We start from the raw sequence: 25,686 nt of genomic DNA, 5'->3' as shown, positions 1-25,686 counted from the left end.
TTTTTATTTTTAAATTCTAATTAGTTAATCCAGACTAAAGGACTTTATCTCCTTAAAAGGATCTGGTTTGACGTCTTTCATTGATGATTGGTAAGTTGCCCAGTCTTCTCTGAAAAACGCATTGACTTCACCTAATGCTTTAGCCATGGCATCCTTGGCATGCTTAATTAATGTAGTCTCGGTACTTGTGATACCTGTTTGACTATTATAGACATAATTATTAGCTAGGCCAAGTCTTTGCATCACTGTTACTTCAGGATTTCTAGTGATTCCCTGACGATCATCTGGTGTTCCAAGAAACTTGTTAACTAGACTATCAATTGATTTTTGGATTTCCTTCGAAGATTTAATCTGCTCTTTGAAAGCCTTTTTATCTAGTTTCGCCAACTGAGTCTGATAGCCTTTAGCAACAGTCTTACTTTCCAAAAGCTGTTTCACGGCATCGGCAGCAGTTTGCTGCATTTTCTCTAATTGCTTAGCTGTAGCATAAACTTCATCAATATTTTTTTGAGAAACCTCAAGTCTTGGATCCGAGGCAACTGTTATGTTGGTTTCGGAGGTCTTATCACCATAATGTAAAACCGCGCGATAAGTGCCAGGCTTAACACTAACTCCTCCTGGTTCACGGTTTCTGTTTCTAGTGCGACGGGACGGATAATCTACCCCAGCTTCATCCATATACCAGGTCCAGTTGTGTAGACCGTTTTCCTTTGGAACTGTACGTTTTAGGGTTCTAATGAGTCGGTCTCCGTCATAGATTTTTAAGTGAAGCGAATCCCAATTGACTTTTTTCTCAGTTTCTTCTTCTGAAGCTTCCTTTTGTACATCATCATTGGATGTATCCTGTTCCATTTTATTAAATAGATAGCTAAATCGCGCACCCCCAGGTCTGTTTTCTCCATGGTACATTGCGTCTGCTCCAAATCTGCTTCCCGTAGGTTGCTGATAAGCGGCTTGATATCCTGTTGGTGGATCAAATAGCGTAATGTTTTCATCCATAACAGATTTGTCCTTTGCCATAGCTCTTAAAGGTCTAATATCGTCCAGAACCCAAGCTGCTCTTCCAAATGTCCCAATAACCAAGTCATGCTCTCTTGGATGAATCACCAAATCCTTTACGGAAGTAGTTGGGAATCCTTCGGTCCACTTAGTCCAATTCTCTCCTGCATTTAAAGAGACATATAAACCATCATCCGTTCCTAAAAACAATAGGTTTGGTTCTACTAAATCTTCTACAATAGCAAGAGTGTAGCTTTTAACATCAGTTTCATCTACAATCCGTTCCCAGGATTTCCCGTAGTTTTTGGTCCTGTAGGCATAAGGAGTGTAGTTATAACGTCTGTAATCATTAGCAATTAACAGCGCTTCTCCTTTGTTTTTATTAGAGGCTTTAATTTGCGTGATCCAGCTTCCTTCTGGCAATCCTTTTAGGTTCTTTGATACGTCGGTCCAATTGGCACCTCCATCAGTAGTGTAATGTACGCGTCCATCATCAGATCCTGCCCAGAGCATATCTTGTTCTAATGGTGAAGGTTCGATTACCAGAATACTACAGTGGTTTTCCGCCCCAGTAGCATCCATTGTTAACCCACCACTCTCAGATTGTTTTTGTTTCTCCGGATCGTTAGTTGTTAGATCTTGGGAAATCACGGTCCAGGTTTCTCCTTTGTCAGTCGATTTATGAACAAATTGACTTCCAAAGTAAATGGTGCTGGTATCAAAAGGATCAATATTGATAGCTGAATTCCAGTTGAAGCGCAAGCGTACCTCAGGATCAGGATGGGTAGGTCTAACTCCAAAATTATTTCCTGTTTGCCAGTCGTAACGACTTACGTATCCCTGCTGGCTCATCGACCAGCCGTATCGGGAGTCCACTGGGTCTGGAACCACGTCGAATCCATCACCAAAGCTAATTTCTTGCCAGTAGCTATTTCTTATGCCTTGAGCACGCCACACATAGGCTGGGCCTCTCCACGATCCATTATCCTGCATGCCGCCATACACATTGTACGGGAATTCATTATCTACCGCTATATGATAAAACTGCGCCACTGGCAAGTTGCCAATAAAACGCCATGTTTTTCCACCATCTCGTGTCATGTTCATTCCACCGTCATTACCATCGATCATAAAACTACCATCCTCAGGATGTATCCACCAGGCATGATGATCTGGATGAACACCATTATTAGCACCATAGGCAGGCATTAATTGACTAAAGTTTTTTCCTCCATCTTCAGATACATTGACATAGGTAAAAATCGAATACACTCTATTTTCATTTTGGGGATCTACATAGATCTCTGAGTAATAGAACGGACGGTTACCAATGTCGTTTTTATTATTGATCATCTTCCAAGTGAAGCCACCATCGGTACTTTTATAAAGGGCATTCTTTTTTGATTCGACAAGGGCATAAACAACGTTTGTTTTTCCTGGCGCAATTGCCACACCAATTCGTCCTAAGTTACCTTTAGGAAAGCCATCGTCACTTCCAATTTTTTTCCAGGTTTGTCCACCATCATGGGTCATATGTAACCCAGAACCTTCTCCACCAGAATTAAAGAACCATGGATCGCGTTTATGTTCCCACATGGCAACGAAGAGTTTATTAGGATTGTTAGGGTCCATAACCATATCCGCAACACCTGTTTTATTGTTGGCAAAAAGGATCTTATTCCAGGTTTTGCCACCATCGGTGGTTTTGAAAACACCACGTTCTTCATGTTCTCCCCAGGGAGATCCAATGGCTCCAACATATACAACCTCTGGATTGGTAGGGTCCACAATGATTCTATGGATGTGTCTTGTTTCTTCAAGTCCCATCAAGTTCCAAGTTTTTCCACCATCAAGAGATTTATAAACACCATAACCTCCATTTAAGGAGTTTCTTGGGTTCCCTTCACCTGTACCAACCCATATAACAGACGGATTGGATTGCTGGATGTCAACGGCACCTATTGAAGCGGTTGCTTCATTGTCAAATATAGGTTCCCACTTGATACCACCTGAGGTAGATTTCCAAAGTCCTCCTGATGCGGTTCCTACGAACATGACATCGGGGTTTGATAGTTGTACATCAATTGCGGTCACACGGCCAGACATACCGCCAGGACCTATATTTCTAGGGGTCTTGTTTTTGACCATGTCCATCGAGAATTCCTGAGCGGGAACAAGGGTTATACAGAATAGTATAACCAAACTAAATAATCGTTTCATTGTTTTGGGTTAGTTAAGTAAAGTTTAAAAATAATCAATTACCAATAGGGTTTTCTAAAAGGGATGTTAATGCTTTTAGTGACACATTAAAAAGCAGTATTTTTATACGGCTATGAAAAGAACTACAAGGAAATCGGGATTTGTTTTTACGACTTATGAGGCCCCCAATCAATCCCCTTTTGATAAATTATTTGAGATTTTCAAGGAATTGATTACTTATACCTCTGGTGATTTTGATGAGGCTATCGATTGGCTGAGGCAGTTGGATGAGGAATATAAATTAACCACACCTGATTACACCATTGATGATTTTATTGAAGACCTTAAAAACAAGGGCTATATCCGTGAAGAAATTGATCCTGATGGAGAAGGAGGTGGCAATATTTCAATAACAGCTAAAACAGAACGTGCGATCAGGCAGCAAGCATTGGATCATATTTTTGGTAAAATCAAGCGGAGTGGAGCAGGTAATCATAAAAGCAAAGGGGTTGGTATAGGTGACGAGCATACAGGGGAGTTTAGAGCTTACCAGTTTGGTGATGCCTTGGAAAAGGTCTCTATGACCGAGAGCTTACGAAATGCCCAGATTAATCATGGAGTCGGTGAATTTAATCTAACTGAGGACGATCTTGTGGTAGAAGAAACACTCCATAAGAGCCAAATGAGCACGGTGCTCATGATCGATATTAGCCATAGTATGATACTTTATGGTGAAGATCGTATCACTCCTGCTAAAAAAGTGGCCATGGCCCTTGCGGAACTTATAACAACTAGATATCCTAAGGATACTTTGGATATTTTGGTGTTTGGGAATGACGCCTGGCCCATAGCGATTAAAGACTTACCATACTTGAAAGTAGGGCCGTATCACACCAATACGGTCGCTGGTTTACAATTGGCGATGGACATGTTGCGTAGAAAGCGAAACACCAATAAGCAAATATTTATGATTACGGATGGGAAGCCTAGCTGTTTGCGAATGCCAGACGGGCATTATTATAAGAACAGCATGGGGCTAGACCCTTACATAACCAATAAGTGTTATGCTATGGCCCAACAGGCAAGGCGACTTCATATCCCAATCACGACTTTTATGATTGCGGAAGACCCGTATCTTATGAAGTTCGTAAGAGAATTTACCCAGGCAAATAGAGGCAAAGCCTTTTATACTGGCTTAAAGGGACTAGGTGAAATGATTTTTGAAGATTACGATAATAATAGAAAAAGAAGAATAAAAGGATAATGATGAACATGACAGATATAACCACACTAGGAGCCCTAAAAAAGGCTGGTTACCATACTAAATCTATAAAAGATGAATTGAGAGATAACCTTATTAAAAATATAAAGAAAGGAACCCCATCATTTAATGGGATTCACGGCTATGAAAATACTGTCATCCCTGAATTGGAGCGGGCCATTTTATCCAGACATAACATTAATTTATTGGGATTAAGAGGGCAAGCTAAAACAAGATTGGCTAGAATGATGGTGAATTTATTGGATGAATATATCCCTGTAGTTGAAGGATCCGAGATTAATGATGATCCATTGGACCCAATATCTCGATTTGCTCAAGAACTTATCAAGGAAAAAGGTGATGATACTCCAATTTCCTGGGTGCATCGCGATGCCCGTTTTGCTGAAAAATTAGCCACCCCTGATGTCACTGTGGCGGATATTATTGGGGATGTAGATCCCATAAAAGCGGCCAACCTTAAGTTAAGTTATGCAGACGATCGCGTTATTCATTATGGAATGATTCCAAGAGCGAATCGTTGCATTTTTGTTATTAATGAGCTACCTGATCTTCAAGCCAGAATTCAAGTGGCACTATTCAATATTTTACAAGAAGGGGATATTCAGATAAGAGGATTTAAGCTAAGATTGCCTTTAGATATGCAATTTGTGTTTACTGCCAACCCAGAAGATTATACCAATAGGGGAAGTATTGTAACTCCTTTAAAAGACAGAATTGGTTCGCAGATTTTGACACATTACCCCGCCAACATCGAAACAGCCCGTACCATTACATCTCAAGAGGCTAATCTTGACGAGCGCCAGGCTGAGCAGATTTACGTTCCGGAATTGGCTAAAGACTTATTGGAGCAAATTAGTTTTGAGGCAAGAGACAGTGAATTTGTTGATGTAAAAAGTGGTGTGAGTGCCAGGATGAGTATAACAGCATATGAGAATCTATTAAGTACAGCTGAACGAAGAGCACTTTTGGCAGGAGATGAGTCAACCACAGTCCGATTGTCAGATTTTATTGGGGTGATACCTGCTATTACTGGAAAGGTTGAACTGGTTTATGAAGGAGAGCAAGAAGGGGCTGATTTTGTGGCGCAAACCTTAATGGATAATGCTATTAAGACTCTATTCCCGCAGTATTTCCCAAAGATTGAAAAGCTTGAAAAACAAGGAGAGGAAACGCCTTATGATGATTTGATCTCCTGGTTTTTTAATAGGGATGGTTTTGAGCTACTTGATGCCGATAATGATGCTATTTATCAATCTAAATTAGATGAGGCTACACCTTTAGATGTACTTATCAATGACTATCAACCAGACATAGATCCACGAGATGTATATTTTGAAAAGGAATTTATTCTTTGGGGTTTGGTTCAGTATAAAAAGCTTAGCAAGTATCGCTACAACGAGGGCATGCAGTTTCAGGATCCTTATGGCAGTTTTATTAAAGGGATTTAAAAACCCTTATTCTAAATAGGTGGTCTACCACACTTAGAGAACTTAAAGAAAATAAATCTGAAGATTGGAGGATGTAGTGCACTTCTATTCTTAAACCTTGATTAATTTGATACCCTATAGCGGTATCCCATCGGAAATTGTTAGCACGTAATTCTCCTGATTCTTTTCCTAATGGTATAAATGGTTCGAGGCTCATGAAGCCATTCCAGTTTTTAGCCCCACCAAGGCTAAAATTATCGGTTTTGACTCCAAGCAGGTAACGGCCTCTTACACTAAAACTATTGGGAATCCCTTCGGTATAATTAAAAAAACGCTGTTCAATTCTCACACGATGCTGGAAATTGAAAAACCCAATTTTTGGCCAGTTAATGTTAGCATCCTGATAAATTCTAAACTCCCAGGTATTAAAGGCCTGACGGCTGAAGGTGCTGAAGGTCCCCAGTCCAAATGTGAAGCTATAAATAGGGGATAGCTCATAATTAATATTAGGACGGATATAGAACTGCCACCAATTGTTATTACTGAGAGAAGATCGCAACCCAAAATCACCACCAATAGACCATTTATCGGCGAAGGACTCGGTTAGTGTCATGTCACCCCACAACTCGGTTTGATTTAAGTTAAGGTTATTAGAATTTTGACAAGTGCTTTCTGTTAGCCAAGCCAAAATCACTAAAGAGAACCATAATCTTAAGTTAGGATGAAACACTTAGATAAAGTAAAAATTTAATTGGTAGTTAACGCAAGTTACATCACTTTTATATTGGTTCGAAGTAAAAAAAATACCGGAAATAAATTCCGGTATTTTAAACGATTTTAATTGCCTGGCCGTTTGCCCAAGGCCTGAACTACTTTGTCAATTCCTAATGAGCCTCCTTGAACAGGAGGGAATTCCTCAAATGTTTTAAGGAAGTTAGCAACATAGGCTTGTGCTGGAACAAATAACCACATATTATCTCCATACCATTTGGTATACAAGGCTGATTTCCAGGATACTTCAAATGGATCCGCTCTAAGATTTATGACTATTGGCCAAGAAGGAACTTTTCTATAAGCTTCGTTAATGGCTCCTTCCATGATGGCGAAATGCACTTTCCAATTGTTATATCGTAAGGCATTTAGATTTCCACCTGCATCAAAATAGAAGATTTCCTTGCGTGGGGCTTCGTCGGTCTCTCCTTTCCAAAAAGGCAACATGTTATAACCATCGAGGTGTACCTTAAAATTCTTACCATTAGCTGAGTAGCCTGATAATAACTGTTCTTTTACATCAGAAACACCCGCCGCAGCAAGTAAGGTGGGCATCATATCTTCATGAGAATATATGTTATTATCTACAGTTCCGGGCTCAATGACTCCTGGCCATCGAATGGCACAAGGTGCTCTAAAACCGCCTTCCCATGTGGTGCCTTTTTCTCCTGCAAAAGGTGTAGTTCCACCATCAGGCCAGGTAAATTTTTCTGCGCCGTTGTCGGTGGAGTACATAATAATGGTGTTGTCAATAATACCTAGCTCTTCCAGTTTGGCAAGTACTCGACCAATTTCTTTATCATGCTCTACCATACCATCAGGATAAAGTCCAATACCAGTTACTCCTTGACTTTCTTCTTTCAAATGCGTCCACACATGCATTCTAGTTGCACTTAACCAGACAAAAAATGGTTTGCCTTGTGCATGGGCATTTTCAATAAAATTGATGGCAGCATCTGTAAATTCTTGATCGGCTGTTTCCATTCGTTTTTTAGTTAATGGGCCAGTATCTTCAATTTTTCCATCAGCATAAGAGTGCAGTACCCCACGAGGTCCAAATTTTTCTCTGAATTCAGGATCTTTGGGATAGTAATAAGTCTCTGGTTCTTCCTCAGCATTTAGATGGTACAAATTTCCAAAAAACTCATCAAAACCATGGTTAGTTGGAAGGTGCTCATCGCGATCACCTAAATGATTCTTACCAAACTGTCCAGAGGTATATCCTTGATTCTTTAATAATTCGGCAATGGTAGGTTGGTTGTCTTGAATGCCTTGTTTGGCGCCAGGCATACCAATTGTAAGCAATCCAGTTCTAAAGGGGTGCTGGCCCAAAATAAATGCAGCGCGACCAGCGGTACAGGATTGTTGTGAATACCAGTCGGTATACATAGCACCTTCTTTGGCAATACGGTCAATGTTTGGTGTTTTATAGCCCATCATCCCGTGGTTATAGGCACTTATATTATTCCATCCAATATCATCACCCCAAATGACAAGAATGTTAGGTTTATTATTTTGTGCTAATACTCCAAAACCCATACAAAGGAGTATTAAAAGACTGATTGAATAGCGTTTCATTTAATGCTGTTTATAGTTACTTGGTTGAAGATAAAAAAAATAACTAACTAAAACGAAATGAATTAAATACGACACTCTTGAAATAGGACAGCGATGTTTAAGTCCATTAGTTTTAGGTTATCGACTTTTAATATTTGCTTTGCATAATCTTATTATCTCGGCGATTCGTTTGGATTTGGTTTCAGGACGCTTTGCACTGTGTAGCCATGATAAGTAACTTTTACGATAGCCCCTTGAGAAGTTTTGATAGTTTTCAAATGCTAAAGGGTTGGTATCGAAGGCCTCCTGTAAATCTTTAGGAATGATGCCATTTTCAACATCATCCATGAATATCCAGGTACCGGTAGTCTTAGCAAGATTGATCATCTTATACCCTGATTCCTGAATTAGACCTAAAGCTTCCAAATCTTTTATATAGGACTTATTAAGCTTAGACCAGTTGCTTTTTGGATTACGGGGCGAAAAGTATTGGATCCGTTTACCATGGCCCATACTTTTCACCGTGGAATCGATCCATCCAAAACACAAAGCCACTTTAACCGCTTCTTCCCATCTCATGGTTGGGCGCTTGGTTTCTAGTTTATAAAAAACCAAGTATACAGCCTTATATTGATCGTGATTTGTTAATAACCAATCATACCAATCTGCATCACGTTCAAAATATAACTCTGGAATGTCCAAGCTAAAATTCATTTACCTGTATGTAGTAGTCTCTCTTAACTTCAAAAGACTTGCTGTTTATTGTTAAGGTTTGCCAATTATTGGTCGGGAAGATCCATTGCAATTTTCCATCAATGGTTACTTCAATAGGCATGTCAAACCCATCAACAATATTAGTATACTTGTATTGCAATTTGTCACCATCCATTTTGTATTCCAGTGTGGGAATTCGCGTATCTCTTAAGTATTGGTTAAAAAATGCTGACAGGTCTTTACCACTTTTTTCACTAATAAAATCTTCTATCTGTTGTGTGCTAACCGTTTGATGATAAAACGTTTCATTAATGCCTCTCAAAATATTGCGCCATTTTTCATCATCATCTATTAGCTGCCTTAAGGTGTGTATCATATTAGCGCCTTTATAATACATGTCTCCCGAGCCTTCATTATTAACATCATATTGCCCAATAATTGGTTTATCATTTCTAATATTAGCGCGCGTTCCAATGACATAATCTGCCGAGGCTTCTTTGCCATAATGGTAATCAAGAAATAAGTTCTCTGAATAGGCGGTAAAGCTCTCATGAATCCACATGTCTGCTATATCTCGGTTGGTAATATTATTAGCAAACCATTCATGACCAGCCTCATGTATGATAATGAAATCAAATTTTAAGCCCCAGCCTGTACCAGATAAATCATTTCCTAAATAACCTTTCAAGTATTTATTACCATAGGTGACAGAACTTTGGTGCTCCATTCCTAAATAAGGAACTTCCACCAGTTTAAAACTATCTTCGTAAAATGGATAGGGACCGAACCAGTGCTCAAAGGCCTTCATCATTTTAGGTGTATCTTTAAAGTGTTCTTTGGCCTTATCGAGATTGTAGGACAAGACATAATAATCCAAATCTAATTTCCCTTTTTCACCGTCGTATACTTCCGAAAAATTCACGTAGTCTCCAATATTGATGTTGACACCATAGTTATTGATGGGGTTAGATACAAACCAATGTGATGTTACCGTATTAGTACCTTCTTCAATAGCTCTTAAACGACCATTAGAGATATTACTGAGACCTTTGGGGTTGGTAACTGAAATAAGCATGCTATCAACTTCATCATACATATGGTCTTTATTCGGCCACCATACAGACGCCCCTAATCCCTGGCATGATGTAGCAATAAAATGCTTGCCATTTTTATCTTTTTTCCAGGATAAACCTCCATCCCATGGAGCTCGAACAGCAACTTTTGGATGTCCCTGGTAATGCACTGTTATGGCGTTAAGGTCACCTATATTCTGTACTTCATTTAACTGAATAAAATGGGCATTTCCGTCATGAATTACCTCCAACTCCTTATTATTCTGAGTTACTTTATCAATACGCATTGGGGCCTGCAAATCAATTTGCATGATTTGAAATGGCTCCAATACTCTATATTGAATGGTGTTCTTACCACTTATAAAACGCTCGTCTGGTTTCACCTCGATATCCAGATGATAATAAGTAAGATCCCACCATTCGCGCTCTGGTGTAATACTTCCTCGTAAGGTATCTTGACGTGTAAAACTTGTTTTTTCGCTGGCGACCGTTTGAGAATAACTGCTAATTGACATCAAAAACGTAAATGCAATTGTGAGTCCCTTTTTCATAACTTATCTAACTATACTGTTTGGAAACACCACAGGGCTTTCATGACCATCTTCTCCAACAGAGGTCACACCAAATAGGAAATTATCAATTACAATGCCTTCCAAAGTAAATTCGTTACTAGTCACATATCTGCTGTGATCCCAGGTAGGCGACGTAGTGTCGCGCCAGTAGATTTTATATCCCTTGGCACCTTCAACAGCATCCCATTGTAATCTAGCCGAAGCTTCTACAATACCACCGATACCTACTTTTTTAGGTGCTGGTGGTGCAGAGGCAATGTTAGCCATTACAATGGCGTTAACTGCCGTTAATTTTTTGCAATAGGGGAAATCTACATGTTCAAATGTATCCCCGTATGCAATACCGTTTTCAACCCTAATATCCTGATGTTGTTGAGTGTAGTTTTCATGTGCTTCCATAATGCGGATCCCTGCAAATCCTTGATCATTAAACGGTCGATGATGTCCTCCACGACCAAAGCGATCTAAACGATACACCATTACAGGGTTCATTTCAGGCATGTAGGTTTTAGTGGTGGTATAGACGTAGCGTGCTAGTTGCCTGGAAATACCATCTACTTCTCCGCCATAAAAGCGACGTCCTCTTGCCTGACGGGCTAACTGCTGTGGATCGTTGACATCTGTTGTTATGGGTTCTGAAAAAATGCGGAAGGTTCGGTTATCAATAACACCGTCAACTCCCGAGATATTCCCTATCATATCATTGTTAAGTACTCCAACGATTTCCCAATTGTTGTCCTTGGCGTACTTGGCTAGACCTTGTCCTCCAAATAGTCCTTGTTCCTCACCAGAAAGACCCACATAGACGATACTACTTTCAAATTGGTATTTAGACAAGACCCTGGCAGCTTCCATAGCTCCAGCCATACCGGTAGCATTGTCATTGGCACCTGGTGAATCTGAGGTAAAATCATTAGGGTCAGAGACTCTAGAGTCGATGTCTCCGCTCATAATAATATACCTGTTCGGATATTTGGTACCACGCTGAATGGCAACCACATTAACCACATTAACATCTTTGGTTATTCTTTGATTGGTTCTTTTTTCAAAAAAATTATTCTGAAAGAATACCTCAAGGCAACCATTACAGTCAGCCGAAATATTGTCAAACTGCGATTTAATCCAACGTCTGGCAGCACCAATTCCTCTGGTGTTAGAAACAGTATCGCTAAGAGTATGCCTGGTGCCAAAATCGACTAAAGTTTTGACGTCATTCCTTAATCGTTCTTCGGAAATGTTATCGATGATATCATAAATTTTTGAATCGGTTTGAGAATAAGAGAGTGTCATGCACATGACAATCATGACGGGCATTAAGAATTTCATTGGATCGGTTTTAAGCTTTAAAAATACTCCAATGCCATTAAAAGGATTTAAAAAATATGTTAATTAGGGAAAGACCTCAGGGTGATTTTTTCTGAAAACAACACCATTAAAATAGCAGGAAAGACCTAAAGTGGCATACATGAACCCTGGTAATCCGATACCAATCCCTACTTTAAAATAGGCAGTAATTAAAGAAGCTAGACCGGTAATGGCAAAAATCCCAAAATGGTAGCAGTAAAACAAGAGTTGTAGTCTATTGGCATTAGATGTGTCTTTTTGGTAAGCGCGCCAATACATAAAACTGTAGGCGGTAAATATTAGTAAAAATCCAAAACCATAAATAATGAAGAGTTGCGCTAGATCATTGAAGGACAAAGCCTTTTGCATTACAATTGAGTTAGCGAGTGTTTTTAAGGGAAACAGGTAAAACAATACAGTAAAAAGTAATAGTGTATTGGCTCCAATAATCCAATTATCAACATACTTTGTGCGCTGGAAAAAGTTGTAATGTACTTTCCACAATAGCATCATTACAAAAAAGGCAATTCCAAAACTAATAAAAAAGGATAGTTGAATGTCTAATTTGCTCAAATCCAGAGCCGTTCCTAAATCCACTACCATCAAGGTAGCTGCAAAAGCAAATACGCCATCGCTTAAAGCTGCAACTCTATTTCTGGAATGCTTCATAAACCTTTTTAATAGGCAAGTTTTTGCATTAATTCTCTAACTCGTTTAGGGTCCTTGATTTGATATTTAGCCTTGGTTTTGGTGTACCCAACCTTTATGGTATAGGCGTGTTTTGGGGCCTCCTCAAACATGTATTCATCGGTCCAGTCATCACCCACAACCAATACAAAGTCATAGTTGTCTCTAACGAGAACTCGATTAACGGCACGTCCTTTATTGACGTTACTACTTTTTATTTCAATTACCTTATTACCCTTAAGGACAGATAGATCATTGTTGGCCACCATACTTGTTAATACGGTATTAAGTTCAATGGTTCTGGTCTGTGCTAATTCCGGGTCTGCGGTTCTATAATGCCATGCTAAGGAGAAGTTTTTAGGTTCGATAAAGGTTCCCGGGGTTCTATCCACAAAAGTTTCAAGGATAGGACGAATGCTCTTCATCCAATCTGTCTTTAATCGTTCAAGTGCTTGCCATTTCTGGTTTTTACAAATCCAAACACCGTGGTCAGTTATCAATGTATAATCCTTATTTCCAAACCATTTTTCAAAGGTTTCACGGTCGCGTCCACTGATTAAAACTACCTCTGTATTAGGTTGGGCGTTTAAGCGATCCAGAAGATCATATAACTCTTTATCTGGTTTGGCATCCTGAGGATTAGCTTTAAAACCCACCAAGGTGCCATCATAATCTAAAAACAACAAACGTTTTTGCGCATTTTTATAATCGGTCTCTAAGGCTTCTTCATGTCTAGGACTTAGTTTTTTAGCAACAATAACTTCCTGCATATCATTAGTAGTTGCCAAAGCAGACAAAAACTCACTAGCCCATTTTTCTACATTATAGCGACTAAGACGTTTTTGAAGATGCTTCATTCTTGTGTACTGTTCCTCAGGAGGCATGAGCAAAGCTTGCTTTAAACTTGAGGCAAAATCTTCATAGCTGTTAGGGTTAATAATAATGGCCTCATTCATCTCCTTAGACGCACCCGCCATTTCACTTAAGACTAGAACCCCATCACGGTTGGTTCTTGTGGCTACATATTCTTTAGCAACCAAGTTCATACCATCTCTAACGGGGGTGATTAAAGCAATATGGCAAGTGGTGTAAAGGTCTATAAGTCCTTCAAACGGCAGGGATCGGTAAAAGTACCAAATGGGTGTCCAGCTCACGGTGGCAAACTTGCCATTAACACGACCCACCAATTCATCTGTTTCGCGCTTTAGTTTTTTATACTGTGGAACATCTGATCGTGATGGTACGGCCAACATTATTAATCGTACTTTTTCCTTAAACTCGGGATAGCGTTCCAGAAAGTACTCAAAGGCTTTTATCCTATTAGGGATCCCCTTAGTATAATCCATTCGATCAATGGACAGGATGAGTTTGGTGTCATCAGATAAGTGCTCATTGAGTCGCTTTTGTAAATCTGAGATATTAGCACCTGTCTTATTATGGGTCTTGGCTGCATTATAAAATTTATCATAATCGATTCCCATTGGAAAAGAGTCTACCTTAATAATGCGGTCCAAGTGCGAAATCTCGTTGAAGTTGACATCCAGTCGAAGAATCCTTTTGACAGAACTTAAAAAATGGCGTTCGTAATCGTAGGTGTGAAAACCAATTAGGTTTGATCCTAAGACACCTTCTAATAATTCTACACGCCATGGGAAGGTTCTAAAAATTTCATAGGAAGGAAATGGAATGTGCAAAAAGAAACCGATGGTTACTTCAGGTTTAATGGCTCGGATCATTTGAGGTACCAGCATGAGTTGGTAATCATGCACCCATACAGTATCACCGTCATTTAGGTTCGCAATAACGGTATCTGCAAATTTTTGGTTGGCTCGCACGTACGCTTCCCATTCTGTTTGTTCAAAAGCGGTGTACTCCATGAAATAGTGGAACAATGGCCATAGGGCTTTGTTACTGAAGCCTAGATAATAATCATTGATATCGTCTTCAGTTAAATGAACTGTTACACATTTCTCTGCTTTAATCTTAGCCTCTATATCCTTCTTTTCATCACCTTCAAGCTCGTTTTCGGTAATACCAGACCATCCTATCCAAATACCGTTGCCATCCTGGTGCACCGATTTCATTCCCGTAGCTAATCCTCCAACACTTGGGACAACTTTAAACTCATTATTCTCTTTTGATATTTGTAGTGGTAATCGGTTGGAAACTATTATAGTTTTATTTAAATCCATTAATTGGCTGGGTACTAAGATTTTCGTTAATTTAAAGAAAATTGCAGGCTTAGCCATATTCAACAGAAAGAAATAATGAATAATTTACATTACGGTATTATTGGTAATTGCCAGAGTGCTGCTTTGGTATCTAAAACAGGCTCGATAGACTGGTGCTGTTTACCAAAATTTGATTCAGCTTCGGTATTTGCCAAACTTTTAGATGAAGAGATTGGTGGACATTTTGGTTTTATTGTCGACGAGAGTTACAAAATATCTCAGCGTTATTTAGATGATACAGCCATTCTTATTACCAGATTTAGTAACGGATTGGATGCTTTTGAAGTGCATGATTTTATGCCCAGGTATTATATGGCTGATAAGAAATATCACAAGCCACCAGAGGTTATTAGATCTATTAGGCATTGTTCTGGTAAGCCTAGCTTTAAAGTTGATTATCAACCTAAATTAGAATATGCTAAAGGCATAACCACTAGCTACCTGAAACACGATTTTATTGTTAGTATTAATGATGAGGAAACCTATGACACCTTATTCCTGTACTCAAGTTTGGACCATGAATCAATAGTTAAAGCAAAAGAGGTTGTTATAACTCAAGATCAGTTTCTTTGGTTTGGGTACAACGAGAAATTGGTGATTCCTGATGCTAAGGAGGTACAATTGGAATACGAACGTACTAAAGTGTATTGGCTTAATTGGATGGAGCGAACGTCGGCTTTTGAACAATACAACAATTACATATCAAGAAGTGCCATTACCCTTAAGCTTTTAAGCTATGACAAAACAGGGGCGGTTTTAGCGGCTGCTACAACAAGTTTACCTGAGACTATTGGTGAAGTTAGGAATTGGGATTATCGCTTCTGTTGGATTCGTGATGCCTCTATGGTGATAAAGGTAATGACCCAATTAGGGCATAAGAATATTGGAAAGCGCTATTTAAATTTCATTATTGATTTAATGCCTGATAAAGATGAGAAGCTTCAGATCATGTATGGCATTGGACGCGAAAAGAAATTAACCGAATTGTCACTGGATCATTTGTCCGGTTATCAGGGATCCAAACCTGTTAGAATTGGAAACGCTGCTTATAAACAAAAACAAAATGATATTTATGGCATTCTTATGGACGTCGTATATCAGCTTCTTTTGAATTTTAAGAGCGATGTTGACAATCGTGAAGAACTATGGACCATTACCAAGGGAATCGTTTGGGTGGTTGGTAAACACTGGCAAGAACCAGACAAGGGTATTTGGGAATTTAGAGAAGGCGATCAACACTTCACCTTTTCTAAGGTGCTGTGTTGGGTGGCCGTGGATAAGGCTATTAAAGTGGCAGAATTATTAGGAAAAACAACCAAATTGGCTCGTTGGCAGTTACTAGAGGAGGCCATAAGAGAGGATATTATGGCCCATGCCTGGAATGAGGAAGTACAGGCCTTTACGCAGTCTTATGGTTCCAAAGATTTGGATGCCTCGGTTTTACTCATGGAATCTTATGGGTTTATTGAAGCTAGAAACCCCAAATTTATAAGCACAGTAAAAGCAGTTGAACGCGAGCTATGCAATGATGGCTTATTATACCGTTATAAAAATCAGGACGATTTTGGACTTCCATCTTCATCCTTTACTATTTGTACGTTTTGGTTTATTAACAGCCTATATAAAATAGGAGAGGAGGAACGCGCACAACAGATGTTTGATCAGTTACTATCTTATAGTAATCATCTTGGGTTGTTTAGTGAGGACATCGATTTTAAAACTAAACGATTGCTTGGAAACTTTCCTCAGGCCTATTCACATTTAGCCTTAATAGAAACAGCAATAAATATGTCTAAAGGGGTGCGAAAGCAAAAACTGAAAAGTGTCATCCGATAGGGTTATTCTTTTAAAATTAAAGTGCCAAAGACACTAGCATCTTTCCATCCCAGGTCTTGTTTAAATCCAGGGTGGTTGGAAGAGCCAATAAAATTTTCGCGATGTTCACTGGAGTCATTATCACAGTAGGCTAGTGCAAAACCCATTTTTTTTCCAGCTGACAATTGCTGAGGTTGTTGCTCAGAATCGTCTACATAGGTATCGTCATACAATAGAATTTTCACTTCCCAATAAGTAATGTTGCCGGTGCTTACCCGTTCTGAAAGAACATGAGAATTATAAAGTTTACCAGTTTGATTGGGAGTCACGTCCACGACATTTCCTTTTAAGTCTACATGATAGGCAAAGGCCGAATGATTGAATTGATGATCGCCTCCGCTATTGTTTTCATCAATAAATATTTCCAAACAATCTTCGTCCCACCATTTGGTGAGGGGGTCTTCATAGTTATCTAGAAGTATATCATCGGTAATTTCAGCAAGGAGATATAATCCTGAAGGGTCCCAAACCAACTTATATCTTCCTGAAAAGTCATCTGGGGAGTAGGCATCTCCCAACCATAGTTGATCAATAGGATGCCATTCTTGTTCTTCCCAAACGGATTCGTTAGCTATACCATCAATTATGATTTCTTCGTTGGTTTTATGGACTTCCTTAATATCATAATCCTTCTTCTTATTATTTTGTGACCAGGCCAAAACGGATAATAAGGACAGCCACACAGTGCTTACTAGTTTTGAATACCTTTTCATTGCCTCGTATATTCGAATTTTAGTTCCTCAATTTCTCCGTTATCATTTTTTACATCAACATAAACATTCATTTTGCTCTCACCAATGCGCTCGAAAATCATGCCTTCAAAAACAGCTTTGTCTTTAGTGATATATTCCAAAGGGAAATCAACCGTTTCATCTTTGGTCTCCCAACCTTTCAGGTTGGCCTTAAAGTGCTTGAGTTGTAACAATAGCGTGTTACCAACCTCTCTAATAATTTCAATTTCATAGAAGCCAACTTGGCCTTCAACAACTAGCTTAAAGGTTGCCATCATGGAACCCCCAGAAGGTTCGCTCCAAATTTCTTCTACCTGCCCTCCAAAAGCCTCACCATGCCATGTACCCGCGATCCAGGCTATATTGTCCAGCTTGGCTTCTAATTGGTTTTCCTGGGATAAGACTAAGGTTGGCAGAAGGCATAATAGTAACAGATACCGCATTTGATTTTGATTTAAATTGGTTAGTCTTTATAACTGAAGGTTAATATACTACTTACACGATTAAATACACCAAGAAGCAATTAGAATTGGGGTTTTAAGAAATCATAATAAGTCTAATTAATGATTTGACAATGTTATCCTTATTGTTAATATTTCTTTTGATATCTAATTGTTATCTTATTATGTGAAAACCGTTTTTTTCGCAATCTTTGACAAATTCTATTGAGTTGCGCTTACCTACAGTAGAGCCAACTTTGAGTTATGAGGAACCATATGGCCCCAAAAATGAAAATTACATTCCTAGTTACCCTCTTCTGTTTAATTGGTCTGAGTAGTTTTTCGCAAGAAATTACGCGACTGGACAGTGGTATTGAAAGCTTTGTTGATGAAGAATATTTTATAAGAATATTTTCAAAAGAAGATCTTGTATCCTATGAAATATGGGATCTTACAAGAGATAAGCGCAGGTTCTCTTACGTTATCAATGCCCCTAAAGGGTCCAAGGTGACCAATTATATTATCATCAATCCCACACGGTTAAAAGAGGGTGACTATATGATTAAACTTATTAGACAAAACGATGTTAAAAAAATCTGGTTCAACCTACCCAAGTTTAAAGATAGAACCAAATAACTTGATGTAAAATAATGAGGTGCCCTTGAGGCACTTTTTTTTATACGTCCTCATACCGTAACTTTAATATTGAAAAAGAAATCTCCTTCAAATTGCTATGAAGATTTATTTCTGGGGTTTTTATCTGTGTTTTTTATGGTCAATAGGAGTGCATTCTCAAGTGGATTCCACCTTCGTTGAATCAAAACCAACAGTTCTAGGCGCAAGCCTTGATTATGGATACATCTTACAACATGCGCCCACCTTGAGAGAATTAGGGGCCACCTATCCTTCAGCCATTAGTGTGGAATGGTCCAAACTTTTGTTGACTCAAAATGCCTGGGATTTTTGCAATTGTTTTCCACGTGTGGGGGTTGATCTTGCCTATTGGAATTTTGGCAGTCTTGATGTTCTTGGGAATGGTATTTTGGCCATGGGCTATGTTGAACCCACATTTAGAACTTTAAAACGGGCTAATATCTTTGTGAAGGCAGGGCTTGGCGGGGCTTATCTCACTAATCCTTATGATGCAGAGAATAATCCTTTAAACGAATCTTATAGTACCAATTTAAGTTTTGCCATCGTTTTAGGCCTAGGAATGAATTACCGCTTGACGGATGCCTGGAACTTGCGTTTTGGAGTTAAATATAATCATACTTCTAATGGAGGCATTAGCACCCCGAACAAGGGGCTTAATTTCCCCTCGTTGAATATGGGGGTTACCAAAAGCTTGGTTGATGTGCATTATCCAGAATTGGACCGCATGGGAAAACGTCTTCCTCCAGAAGAAAAGACACGAATTTCAGTGGCGGTGTTTACGGGATGGAGCAATGCCGCAGTAGGAGATAAGGACAAGTTTTTTGTTTTTGGATTTATGGGTGAATATGCCCGCTGGATTGGAGGGCGCAGTGCGTTAACTGCAGGTACAGAGCTAATTTTTGACTATTCTCGAAAAGAGCAAATTGAATTGGATGGGGCTAATGCTAACTTTTTTCAAGGTGGCATTTTAGCAGGTCATGTTTTTTGGTGGGGAAAAGTATCTTTTAGTCAGCAATTAGGGGTGTACTATTATAATCAGTATCGTATTACGGATGATGTGTATCAGCGCTATGGATTAACTTATAATTTTAATAAACACCTATTTGCAGGATTTAATCTAAAGGCCCACAGGCATGTAGCCGATTTTTTTGACCTTAGAGTAGGGTATACGTTTTAGGCTTTTAATTATCCAGTTCCAGTATAATTTCTTCAATTAGCAAATTACATAGCTTTAATTGTTCGTCAAGAGTTGTTTGTCCGACTTTAATATTAGACATGTAAAATCGCAATTCCTCGATCAATTTGCTCATAATCTGTTTTTTTACCTTGAGCTGTAACAGTAAAGTTTGGCAAAATCATTAGAAAGAGGGCTATGGGCAGTTTGAGTAGTTGTATAAACTTAAGAATCAATGTTTGTTATGACCTGAAATATACCAGCCTCAAGCTTTTTTATAGTAGCGTCAATTTTTCAAAAGATTTAGTTTTTAGCAAACTTAAGTGCTTTTGAATGGCCTAGTTTAATAATGTACATGCCCTCGGTGAGTCGACTTACATCGATTTTTTCATCATCAATAACCTGACCGGATTGAACGGCTGTCCCAATTGAGTTGTAAATGGTATCAGGACAACGTTTAAAAACATAGTCTAATACAGGCTAGATAGGCGGTATTATTTGACTGTTAATTCAAGTGGATTACAAAAAAAAGAAGTTAAAACCTGTTGTTTAAAATAAATTAGGTGACTTTATTGTAGTTATTTGAACGTATTTGTTAGTCTCTACTCACTAAAAATTGATCCAAATCACGCTGTGTACTTTTGAAGGTTAATAAGTCTTTGAATTCGTAAAAGCGTTGTGGTTGATCTGTATAATCAAACATAAATTTTATCAGTTCAAGTTTGTAATTATCCAAACTAAAAATTGTGCAAAGCTCTTTCATTTGTTCAATAGTTAGGCACCTCTGTTGAATATGATTCTTGGCCATTTCAATTTGTTTGTCATTGAAAATTTGATCTTTAATACTGGATTTAATGTAATCGAACTCATTGGTATTTGTGCTACAGACGGGCTCAATATGTATAGGTTCTTGATTTCCTTGAGTAAAGTGGTATAGTCTTATAGCCCAAGAAAATCGCGCAAAGCAATCATAAACCAAAAAGAAATTTTCCTTATCAATGACGTTTGGATATGCTCGTACTCCTATAGAAAATTTATTCTGATCACCATGGATGTAACGCAGTATAGTTGTCAATTGCGCCGACGATAGTAATTCCATAGACACATAATTTAGTGCAGCATTGAAACGATTCACTTCATTGCCGGTGGATTGTATGTTGTTGATATAGTCGTTGTAGGAATTACTATTGCCAACTCGACGATTTTGTCCAAGGCTTTCATTGACGTTACTTAAATTAAAAAGCAAGAATAGGATAATAGGAATTTTAGTTTTCATCATGGTCAAAGTTTTAATAAAAAGGGAAAAATCAACAAATGTGCCAAAATCTTAATTTGTAAATATAGTTGAAATAGCTGCCCTGAAAAGATAGACCACTAGAATACGAAATCTAATGCCTACTTTTCATTGTAATGGGGGATACGTATATCTATGGCAAAGGATACCTTTTGTCTACCTCTCTTAATTTATCCCAAATTTCAAAGAAATCTAATTTCCTCGTATTCGAAACAAGGTTTATGCAAGAATTTTATTGGCATTGTTTTTATAGAGCTCAATACCGAATAGGATTTTATAGGACAAGCTAAAGAGGGATTATAATTTGATTGCTGGCTTTCTAATAGTCTTAAATTAATTACACCAGATAGAAATGATAAGGGTTTATTCTCTTATAAACGTTACACGAGATATTAATCCATTGGTGACCTCATAAATTGCAACAGCATAAAAAACATTGCCATTGGCGGTTACTTTCTCCTTATCAATCACCTTGTTACCAATAACCGTTCTATTCACGATTTCTGCGTTTAAATCTTTGATAGAAGCAAACATGGATCCATATTGTTGTCGCATGGGAGCCTTGCCTTCAGACATAAGCGTATTTGGAAATCGAAATAGTTTAATATCATCTGAGTAGGTGGCCATAAAAGCCTCAATATCCCCAGAATTGTACGCCTCCAGTTGTTGTTGCACAATGACCTCTGGTGATACCTGTTCAATTTCTGATACAACACTTAATAAGGTGCCAGTCTCATTAACCGCTACACGAGTGATATTTTGAAGGTCTGGATCGTCAAAGGTCTTTAACACCGACCAGTCTTTGTCCTTTTTAGGGTCAATCTTGTAAATGGTATTGCCCTTGGCCATTAGAATAGTTCCGTTAATCAACCAACACATGTCTTCTGCTTCAGGCACCGTTTCTGCAATTGTGGTGATTTTTTGACTATCCAGATTTAAGGATTTGATTTGCCAGGGCGTTGCTTTTTTACTAATATAACTAAAGGTATTAACCGTGTTTGGAATGCTATGCAAGGACCGCCCTATGGTATTATCAACGCTTAGGTTGACTCCTTTTTTTAGATCACTTACCACTAGGGTCGCAGGTTCTCCAAGCACAAAAGATGCTATGGTATGATCGTTAATCCAGGTGTGGTAACCAATCACCAGTTTGTCAACCAGTAAGGTATCCTTACCAGTGTCCATATCATATCTGTAAAGTCGTTGTAGTCCTGTTGTGTCTAATCGGATGGCTGAAACAGCATTTTGCCCAGGTATTTTGGTAGGGGAGTATTCGCTTCCATGTCCAGTATCATTGATGTAAGACATTTTTCCATCGCGAATGTTATAGGCCGCTATATCGGTTTGACCACTGCGTGTAGAGGCAAAGACTACCATGTTGTCATTAAAGAAGTAGGGCTGATTATCGTAACCGGGATTATTGGAAATATTACGCTGATTAGATAATGCTACCCCAGATTCCGTGGTTGTAAGATCAAACACATACACTTCTGTATCGGGCTGAGCAATAATCAGATAACTTATAAAGAGGAGGGCAAGCGTGTAGACTTGTTTCATTGTGAGAGTTTTATGTTCTTTAAATATAGATAAATAAAAAAGCCAATTCAAACGAATTGGCTTTCTCAATCATATTAAAACCTAAAATTTAAAAACAGTACTCATTCTCTGCCTTCACTTTTTCGGCAATGGTATTTCTTAAATCTACCACATTCGGATAGTTAGCGTATTTGGTAAAACGCTTAAGACCCATAAGCATCATGCGTTGCTCATCTCCTTCAGCAAATGAAATAATGCCTTCCATTCCGTTTTTCTTGACGATTTCAACAGCATTGAATAAGTATAATTTAGCCATGGCAATCTGCTCTTTCTGAGCTTCTTCACCAAAGCGCTTGGCATTTTTCTCAGCTCTAAGAATTGCTGATTCTGCCATGTATATTTCAATTAAAATATTGGAAGCTGCCATTAACAGTTGTTGGTGCTGCTCTAATTCTGGTCCAAATTTTTGAACTGCAGAACCAGCCACCATTAAGAATACTTTCTTCAACTTGGCAATCATTTCCTTTTCTTCTGAAAACAACTCAGAGTAATCTGGCGTATCAAAAGATGGAATACCCATAAGCTCATCGGCGACAGCCATTGCTGGGCCTAATAAGTCTACATGACCTTTCATGGCTTTTTTAACGAGCATTCCAACAGATAACATTCTGTTGATCTCATTGGTGCCTTCATAGATTCTGGCAATTCTAGCATCTCTCCAGGCTGCTTCCATCGGTGTTTCCTCAGAGAAGCCCATTCCACCAAAGATCTGGATACCTTCATCTGCACAGTTTTGTACATCTTCAGATACTGCTACTTTAAGAATAGAGCATTCGATAGCATATTCTTCAACACCTTTAAGCTCAGCTTCCTGATGGGTGTTGCCAGCTTCCATTCTTAAGGCTATTCTATCCTCAATATCCTTGGCAGCTCTGTAAGACGCTGATTCACCAGCATAAGCACTGGCAGACATCTCAGCTAATTTCGCTTTAATGGCACCAAAGTCTGCGATAGGAGTTTTAAACTGCTTACGCTCGTTAGCGTATTTAACCGCATGCGTCGTAATACGTCTTTGAGAATCTAAACAGGCTGCTGCTAGTTTGATTCTACCCACATTTAAGGCATTCATGGCGATTTTAAATCCTTCACCACGACCGGCTAGCATGTTTTCTACTGGAACCATAGTATCATTAAAGAATACCTGACGTGTAGAACTAGCCCTAATTCCTAATTTATGCTCCTCTTCACCTAGAGTTATTCCATTTTCCGGATTGTTTTCAACGATAAATCCAGTGATATTTTTGTCGTCCTCAATTCTGGCAAAAACAATGAATAACTTACAGAAACCTGCATTGGAAATCCACATTTTTTGTCCATTAATCTTGTAGTGTTTGCCATCTTCAGTAAGCTCTGCAGTTGTTTTACCTGAGTTGGCATCCGATCCAGCACCTGGCTCTGTTAAACAGTAGGCACCAAACCATTCTCCTGTAGCCAATTGAGGCACATATTTTTGTTTTTGTTCTTCTGTACCATAAAGGGTAATTGGCATGGTACCAATTCCTGTATGTGCACCAAAAGCGGTACTAAAGGAACCTGTTCCTGAAGAGATATAGTCACATACCAGCATGGTAGAGACAAAGCCCATTTCCAGCCCCCCGTAAGCTTCTGGAACGGCTACACCTAAAAAGCCTAATTCACCTGCCTTACGCATGCATTCTTCCGTGAAGGCATAGTCCTTCTTTTCAAATCGTTCTCTGTGCGCAATGATCTCACGGTCGTTAAATTCCTTTACCGCCTCCTTCATCATTTGCTGTTCTTCTGTGAAATCTTCTGGGGTAAAAACATCATCACAGTTTGTTTCTTTAACTAAAAACTGTCCCCCTCTCAATAATTCCTTTTCAATTGTTTCCATTATAGTTTGTTTAATATGATTTAATTTAAAAATTCAAATATGCCTGCTGCACCTTGTCCTGTACCAACACACATGGTCACCATGCCGTGTTTACCTTGCATGGTCTGCTTGCGCATTTCATCAAATAGTTGTACTGATAACTTAGCTCCGGTACATCCCAGAGGGTGACCTAGAGCAATGGCTCCTCCATTAACATTAATGATGTCTGGGTTTAAGCCCAATTCTCTAATAACGGCTAATGATTGTGAAGCGAATGCCTCATTAAGTTCAATCAATTGAATATCTGATTGTGACAATCCAGCCTGCTTAAGAGCCTTCGGAACAGCTGCTACAGGGCCAATTCCCATGATCCTTGGTGGTACACCGGCGGCGGCATAACTTACCAAACGTGCTATTGGTTCAAGGTTTAATTCTTTTACCATATCCTCGCTCATCACCAAAACAAAGGCTGCCCCATCACTAGTTTGAGAGGAGTTACCGGCTGTAACCGATCCTCCTTGAGCAAACACTGGTCTTAATTTGGCCAATGCCTCCTTACTGGTACCGCGTCTTGGGCCTTCATCCTTGTTGACACTGTAGTTGCGTGTTGCTTTTTTACCATTGCCATCTACAAAGATCTCTTCCACATCAATTGGAACAATTTGTTCTTTAAATCGATCTTCATCCAAAGCCTTAAGTGCCTTCATGTGAGAGTGGTAAGCAAACTCATCTTGATCTTCTCTGGACACCTTGTATTTGTTTGCTACGGCTTCAGCGGTGTTACCCATGCCCCAGTAGTAATCTTCATGACCTGAGTTAACAATGTCATAATTAAGTTCTGGTTTGAATCCGGTCATTGGAACAGAGCTCATGCTTTCGGCCCCACCGGCAATAATACAATCAGCCATTCCTGATTGGATTTTCGCCACAGCCATAGCAATAGTTTCTAAACCCGAGGAACAAAACCGGTTTACGGTAACCCCGGGAACATCTACGGTATTTAATCCAATAAGTGAAATAATACGAGCCATATTAAGGCCTTGTGATCCTTCTGGCATGGCATTACCAACAATGACATCATCAATTCGATTGACATCAAAATCTGGAAGCTTGCCCATCATGTATTGAATGGTCTCGGCAGCCAGCTCGTCTGCTCTTTTAAATCTAAACCCTCCTTTTTTGGATTTTCCAACGGCGGTTCTGTATCCTTTAACAATATATGCTGTTTTCATTTA

General features: G+C 39.0%; 21 protein-coding genes. 5 read left to right on the top strand and 16 right to left on the bottom strand.

The window, feature by feature from the left end; all coding sequences use genetic code 11:
* Window positions 1–24 precede the first annotated feature (24 nt).
* Window positions 25–3,219 (bottom strand): VPS10 domain-containing protein, encoded by a 3,195-nt coding sequence (locus DN064_RS04660; protein WP_115461468.1) that lies wholly within the window; start codon window positions 3,217–3,219, stop codon window positions 25–27.
* Between the two features lie 112 nt (window positions 3,220–3,331).
* Between DN064_RS04660 and DN064_RS04655 the strand changes: the two genes are divergently transcribed.
* Entirely contained in the window at window positions 3,332–4,462 is a 1,131-nt protein-coding gene (locus DN064_RS04655) for a vWA domain-containing protein (RefSeq protein ID WP_115461467.1), read from the top strand.
* A 2-nt stretch (window positions 4,463–4,464) separates the two neighbouring features.
* Complete coding sequence (locus DN064_RS04650) at window positions 4,465–5,928, top strand: MoxR family ATPase (RefSeq protein WP_115461466.1); 1,464 nt, start codon at window positions 4,465–4,467, stop codon at window positions 5,926–5,928.
* On the opposite strand, the gene DN064_RS04645 is transcribed toward DN064_RS04650, so the two are convergent.
* The 7 genes from DN064_RS04645 to DN064_RS04615 all read right to left on the bottom strand — a co-directional run bounded on the left by DN064_RS04645 (window position 5,915) and on the right by DN064_RS04615 (window position 14,817).
* Window positions 5,915–6,601, bottom strand: coding sequence for a DUF2490 domain-containing protein (locus tag DN064_RS04645; RefSeq protein ID WP_262509038.1), 687 nt, complete (start codon window positions 6,599–6,601; stop codon window positions 5,915–5,917). The two genes, DN064_RS04650 and DN064_RS04645, sit on opposite strands and share 14 nt — an antisense overlap.
* Before the next feature lie 143 nt (window positions 6,602–6,744).
* Complete coding sequence (locus DN064_RS04640; RefSeq protein WP_115461464.1) at window positions 6,745–8,256, bottom strand: arylsulfatase; 1,512 nt, start codon at window positions 8,254–8,256, stop codon at window positions 6,745–6,747.
* Between the two features lie 117 nt (window positions 8,257–8,373).
* The gene (locus DN064_RS04635; RefSeq protein ID WP_198659404.1) at window positions 8,374–8,949 is read right to left on the bottom strand and encodes a YdeI/OmpD-associated family protein; all 576 of its coding nucleotides are present in this window, start codon (window positions 8,947–8,949) and stop codon (window positions 8,374–8,376) included.
* Window positions 8,939–10,573, bottom strand: a complete 1,635-nt coding sequence (locus DN064_RS04630; RefSeq protein ID WP_115461463.1) for a M1 family metallopeptidase — start codon at window positions 10,571–10,573, stop codon at window positions 8,939–8,941. The genes DN064_RS04635 and DN064_RS04630 overlap by 11 nt, the downstream gene beginning before the upstream one ends.
* 3 nt (window positions 10,574–10,576) lie before the next feature.
* Window positions 10,577–11,920: a M28 family peptidase gene (locus DN064_RS04625; RefSeq protein ID WP_115461462.1), complete on the bottom strand. Its 1,344-nt coding sequence runs from the start codon at window positions 11,918–11,920 to the stop codon at window positions 10,577–10,579.
* 63 nt (window positions 11,921–11,983) lie between these two features.
* Window positions 11,984–12,607 carry a TMEM175 family protein gene (locus tag DN064_RS04620; RefSeq protein ID WP_115461461.1) on the bottom strand — a complete coding sequence of 208 codons (624 nt, stop codon included), beginning with the start codon at window positions 12,605–12,607 and terminating at the stop codon, window positions 11,984–11,986.
* An 8-nt stretch (window positions 12,608–12,615) separates the two neighbouring features.
* Entirely contained in the window at window positions 12,616–14,817 is a 2,202-nt protein-coding gene (locus DN064_RS04615) for a bifunctional alpha,alpha-trehalose-phosphate synthase (UDP-forming)/trehalose-phosphatase (protein WP_115461744.1), read from the bottom strand.
* A 75-nt stretch (window positions 14,818–14,892) separates the two neighbouring features.
* Here DN064_RS04615 and DN064_RS04610 point away from each other — a divergent pair, with 75 nt between their 5' ends.
* Window positions 14,893–16,692 (top strand): glycoside hydrolase family 15 protein, encoded by a 1,800-nt coding sequence (locus DN064_RS04610; protein ID WP_115461460.1) that lies wholly within the window; start codon window positions 14,893–14,895, stop codon window positions 16,690–16,692.
* A 2-nt stretch (window positions 16,693–16,694) separates the two neighbouring features.
* Here the strand turns inward: DN064_RS04610 and DN064_RS04605 are convergent, their stop codons facing one another.
* On the bottom strand, window positions 16,695–17,444 hold the full coding sequence (locus DN064_RS04605; RefSeq protein WP_115461459.1) for a sugar-binding protein: 750 nt from the start codon (window positions 17,442–17,444) through the stop codon (window positions 16,695–16,697).
* Complete coding sequence (locus DN064_RS04600) at window positions 17,441–17,905, bottom strand: DUF6265 family protein (protein ID WP_115461458.1); 465 nt, start codon at window positions 17,903–17,905, stop codon at window positions 17,441–17,443. The genes DN064_RS04605 and DN064_RS04600 overlap by 4 nt, the downstream gene beginning before the upstream one ends.
* A 285-nt stretch (window positions 17,906–18,190) precedes the next feature.
* Between DN064_RS04600 and DN064_RS04595 the strand changes: the two genes are divergently transcribed.
* Together DN064_RS04595 and DN064_RS04590 are read left to right on the top strand one after the other, a co-directional pair.
* Window positions 18,191–18,538 (top strand): hypothetical protein, encoded by a 348-nt coding sequence (locus tag DN064_RS04595; protein WP_157962232.1) that lies wholly within the window; start codon window positions 18,191–18,193, stop codon window positions 18,536–18,538.
* A gap of 97 nt (window positions 18,539–18,635) precedes the next feature.
* Entirely contained in the window at window positions 18,636–19,733 is a 1,098-nt protein-coding gene (locus DN064_RS04590; RefSeq protein WP_115461456.1) for an acyloxyacyl hydrolase, read from the top strand.
* A 4-nt stretch (window positions 19,734–19,737) separates the two neighbouring features.
* Here the strand turns inward: DN064_RS04590 and DN064_RS14310 are convergent, their stop codons facing one another.
* The 6 genes from DN064_RS14310 to DN064_RS04565 all read right to left on the bottom strand — a co-directional run bounded on the left by DN064_RS14310 (window position 19,738) and on the right by DN064_RS04565 (window position 25,683).
* Window positions 19,738–19,866 (bottom strand): hypothetical protein, encoded by a 129-nt coding sequence (locus DN064_RS14310; protein ID WP_262509014.1) that lies wholly within the window; start codon window positions 19,864–19,866, stop codon window positions 19,738–19,740.
* A 167-nt stretch (window positions 19,867–20,033) separates the two neighbouring features.
* Window positions 20,034–20,171, bottom strand: coding sequence for a T9SS type A sorting domain-containing protein (locus tag DN064_RS14350; RefSeq protein ID WP_115461743.1), 138 nt, complete (start codon window positions 20,169–20,171; stop codon window positions 20,034–20,036).
* Window positions 20,172–20,325: 154 nt separating this feature from the next.
* Window positions 20,326–21,009, bottom strand: a complete 684-nt coding sequence (locus DN064_RS04580) for a DUF4476 domain-containing protein (RefSeq protein WP_115461455.1) — start codon at window positions 21,007–21,009, stop codon at window positions 20,326–20,328.
* Between the two features lie 378 nt (window positions 21,010–21,387).
* Complete coding sequence (locus DN064_RS04575; protein WP_115461454.1) at window positions 21,388–22,581, bottom strand: nuclear transport factor 2 family protein; 1,194 nt, start codon at window positions 22,579–22,581, stop codon at window positions 21,388–21,390.
* 88 nt (window positions 22,582–22,669) lie between these two features.
* Window positions 22,670–24,472 (bottom strand): acyl-CoA dehydrogenase family protein, encoded by a 1,803-nt coding sequence (locus tag DN064_RS04570; protein WP_115461453.1) that lies wholly within the window; start codon window positions 24,470–24,472, stop codon window positions 22,670–22,672.
* 20 nt (window positions 24,473–24,492) lie between these two features.
* Window positions 24,493–25,683: an acetyl-CoA C-acyltransferase gene (locus DN064_RS04565; protein WP_115461452.1), complete on the bottom strand. Its 1,191-nt coding sequence runs from the start codon at window positions 25,681–25,683 to the stop codon at window positions 24,493–24,495.
* Window positions 25,684–25,686 lie beyond the last annotated feature (3 nt).

The sequence above is a fragment of the Winogradskyella aurantiaca genome, from assembly GCF_003362725.1.
In the GTDB taxonomy this organism is placed as follows: domain Bacteria; phylum Bacteroidota; class Bacteroidia; order Flavobacteriales; family Flavobacteriaceae; genus Winogradskyella_A; species Winogradskyella_A aurantiaca.
Note: the sequence above shows the minus strand (reverse complement) of the source record. Positions and strands in the feature narration are given on the sequence as shown.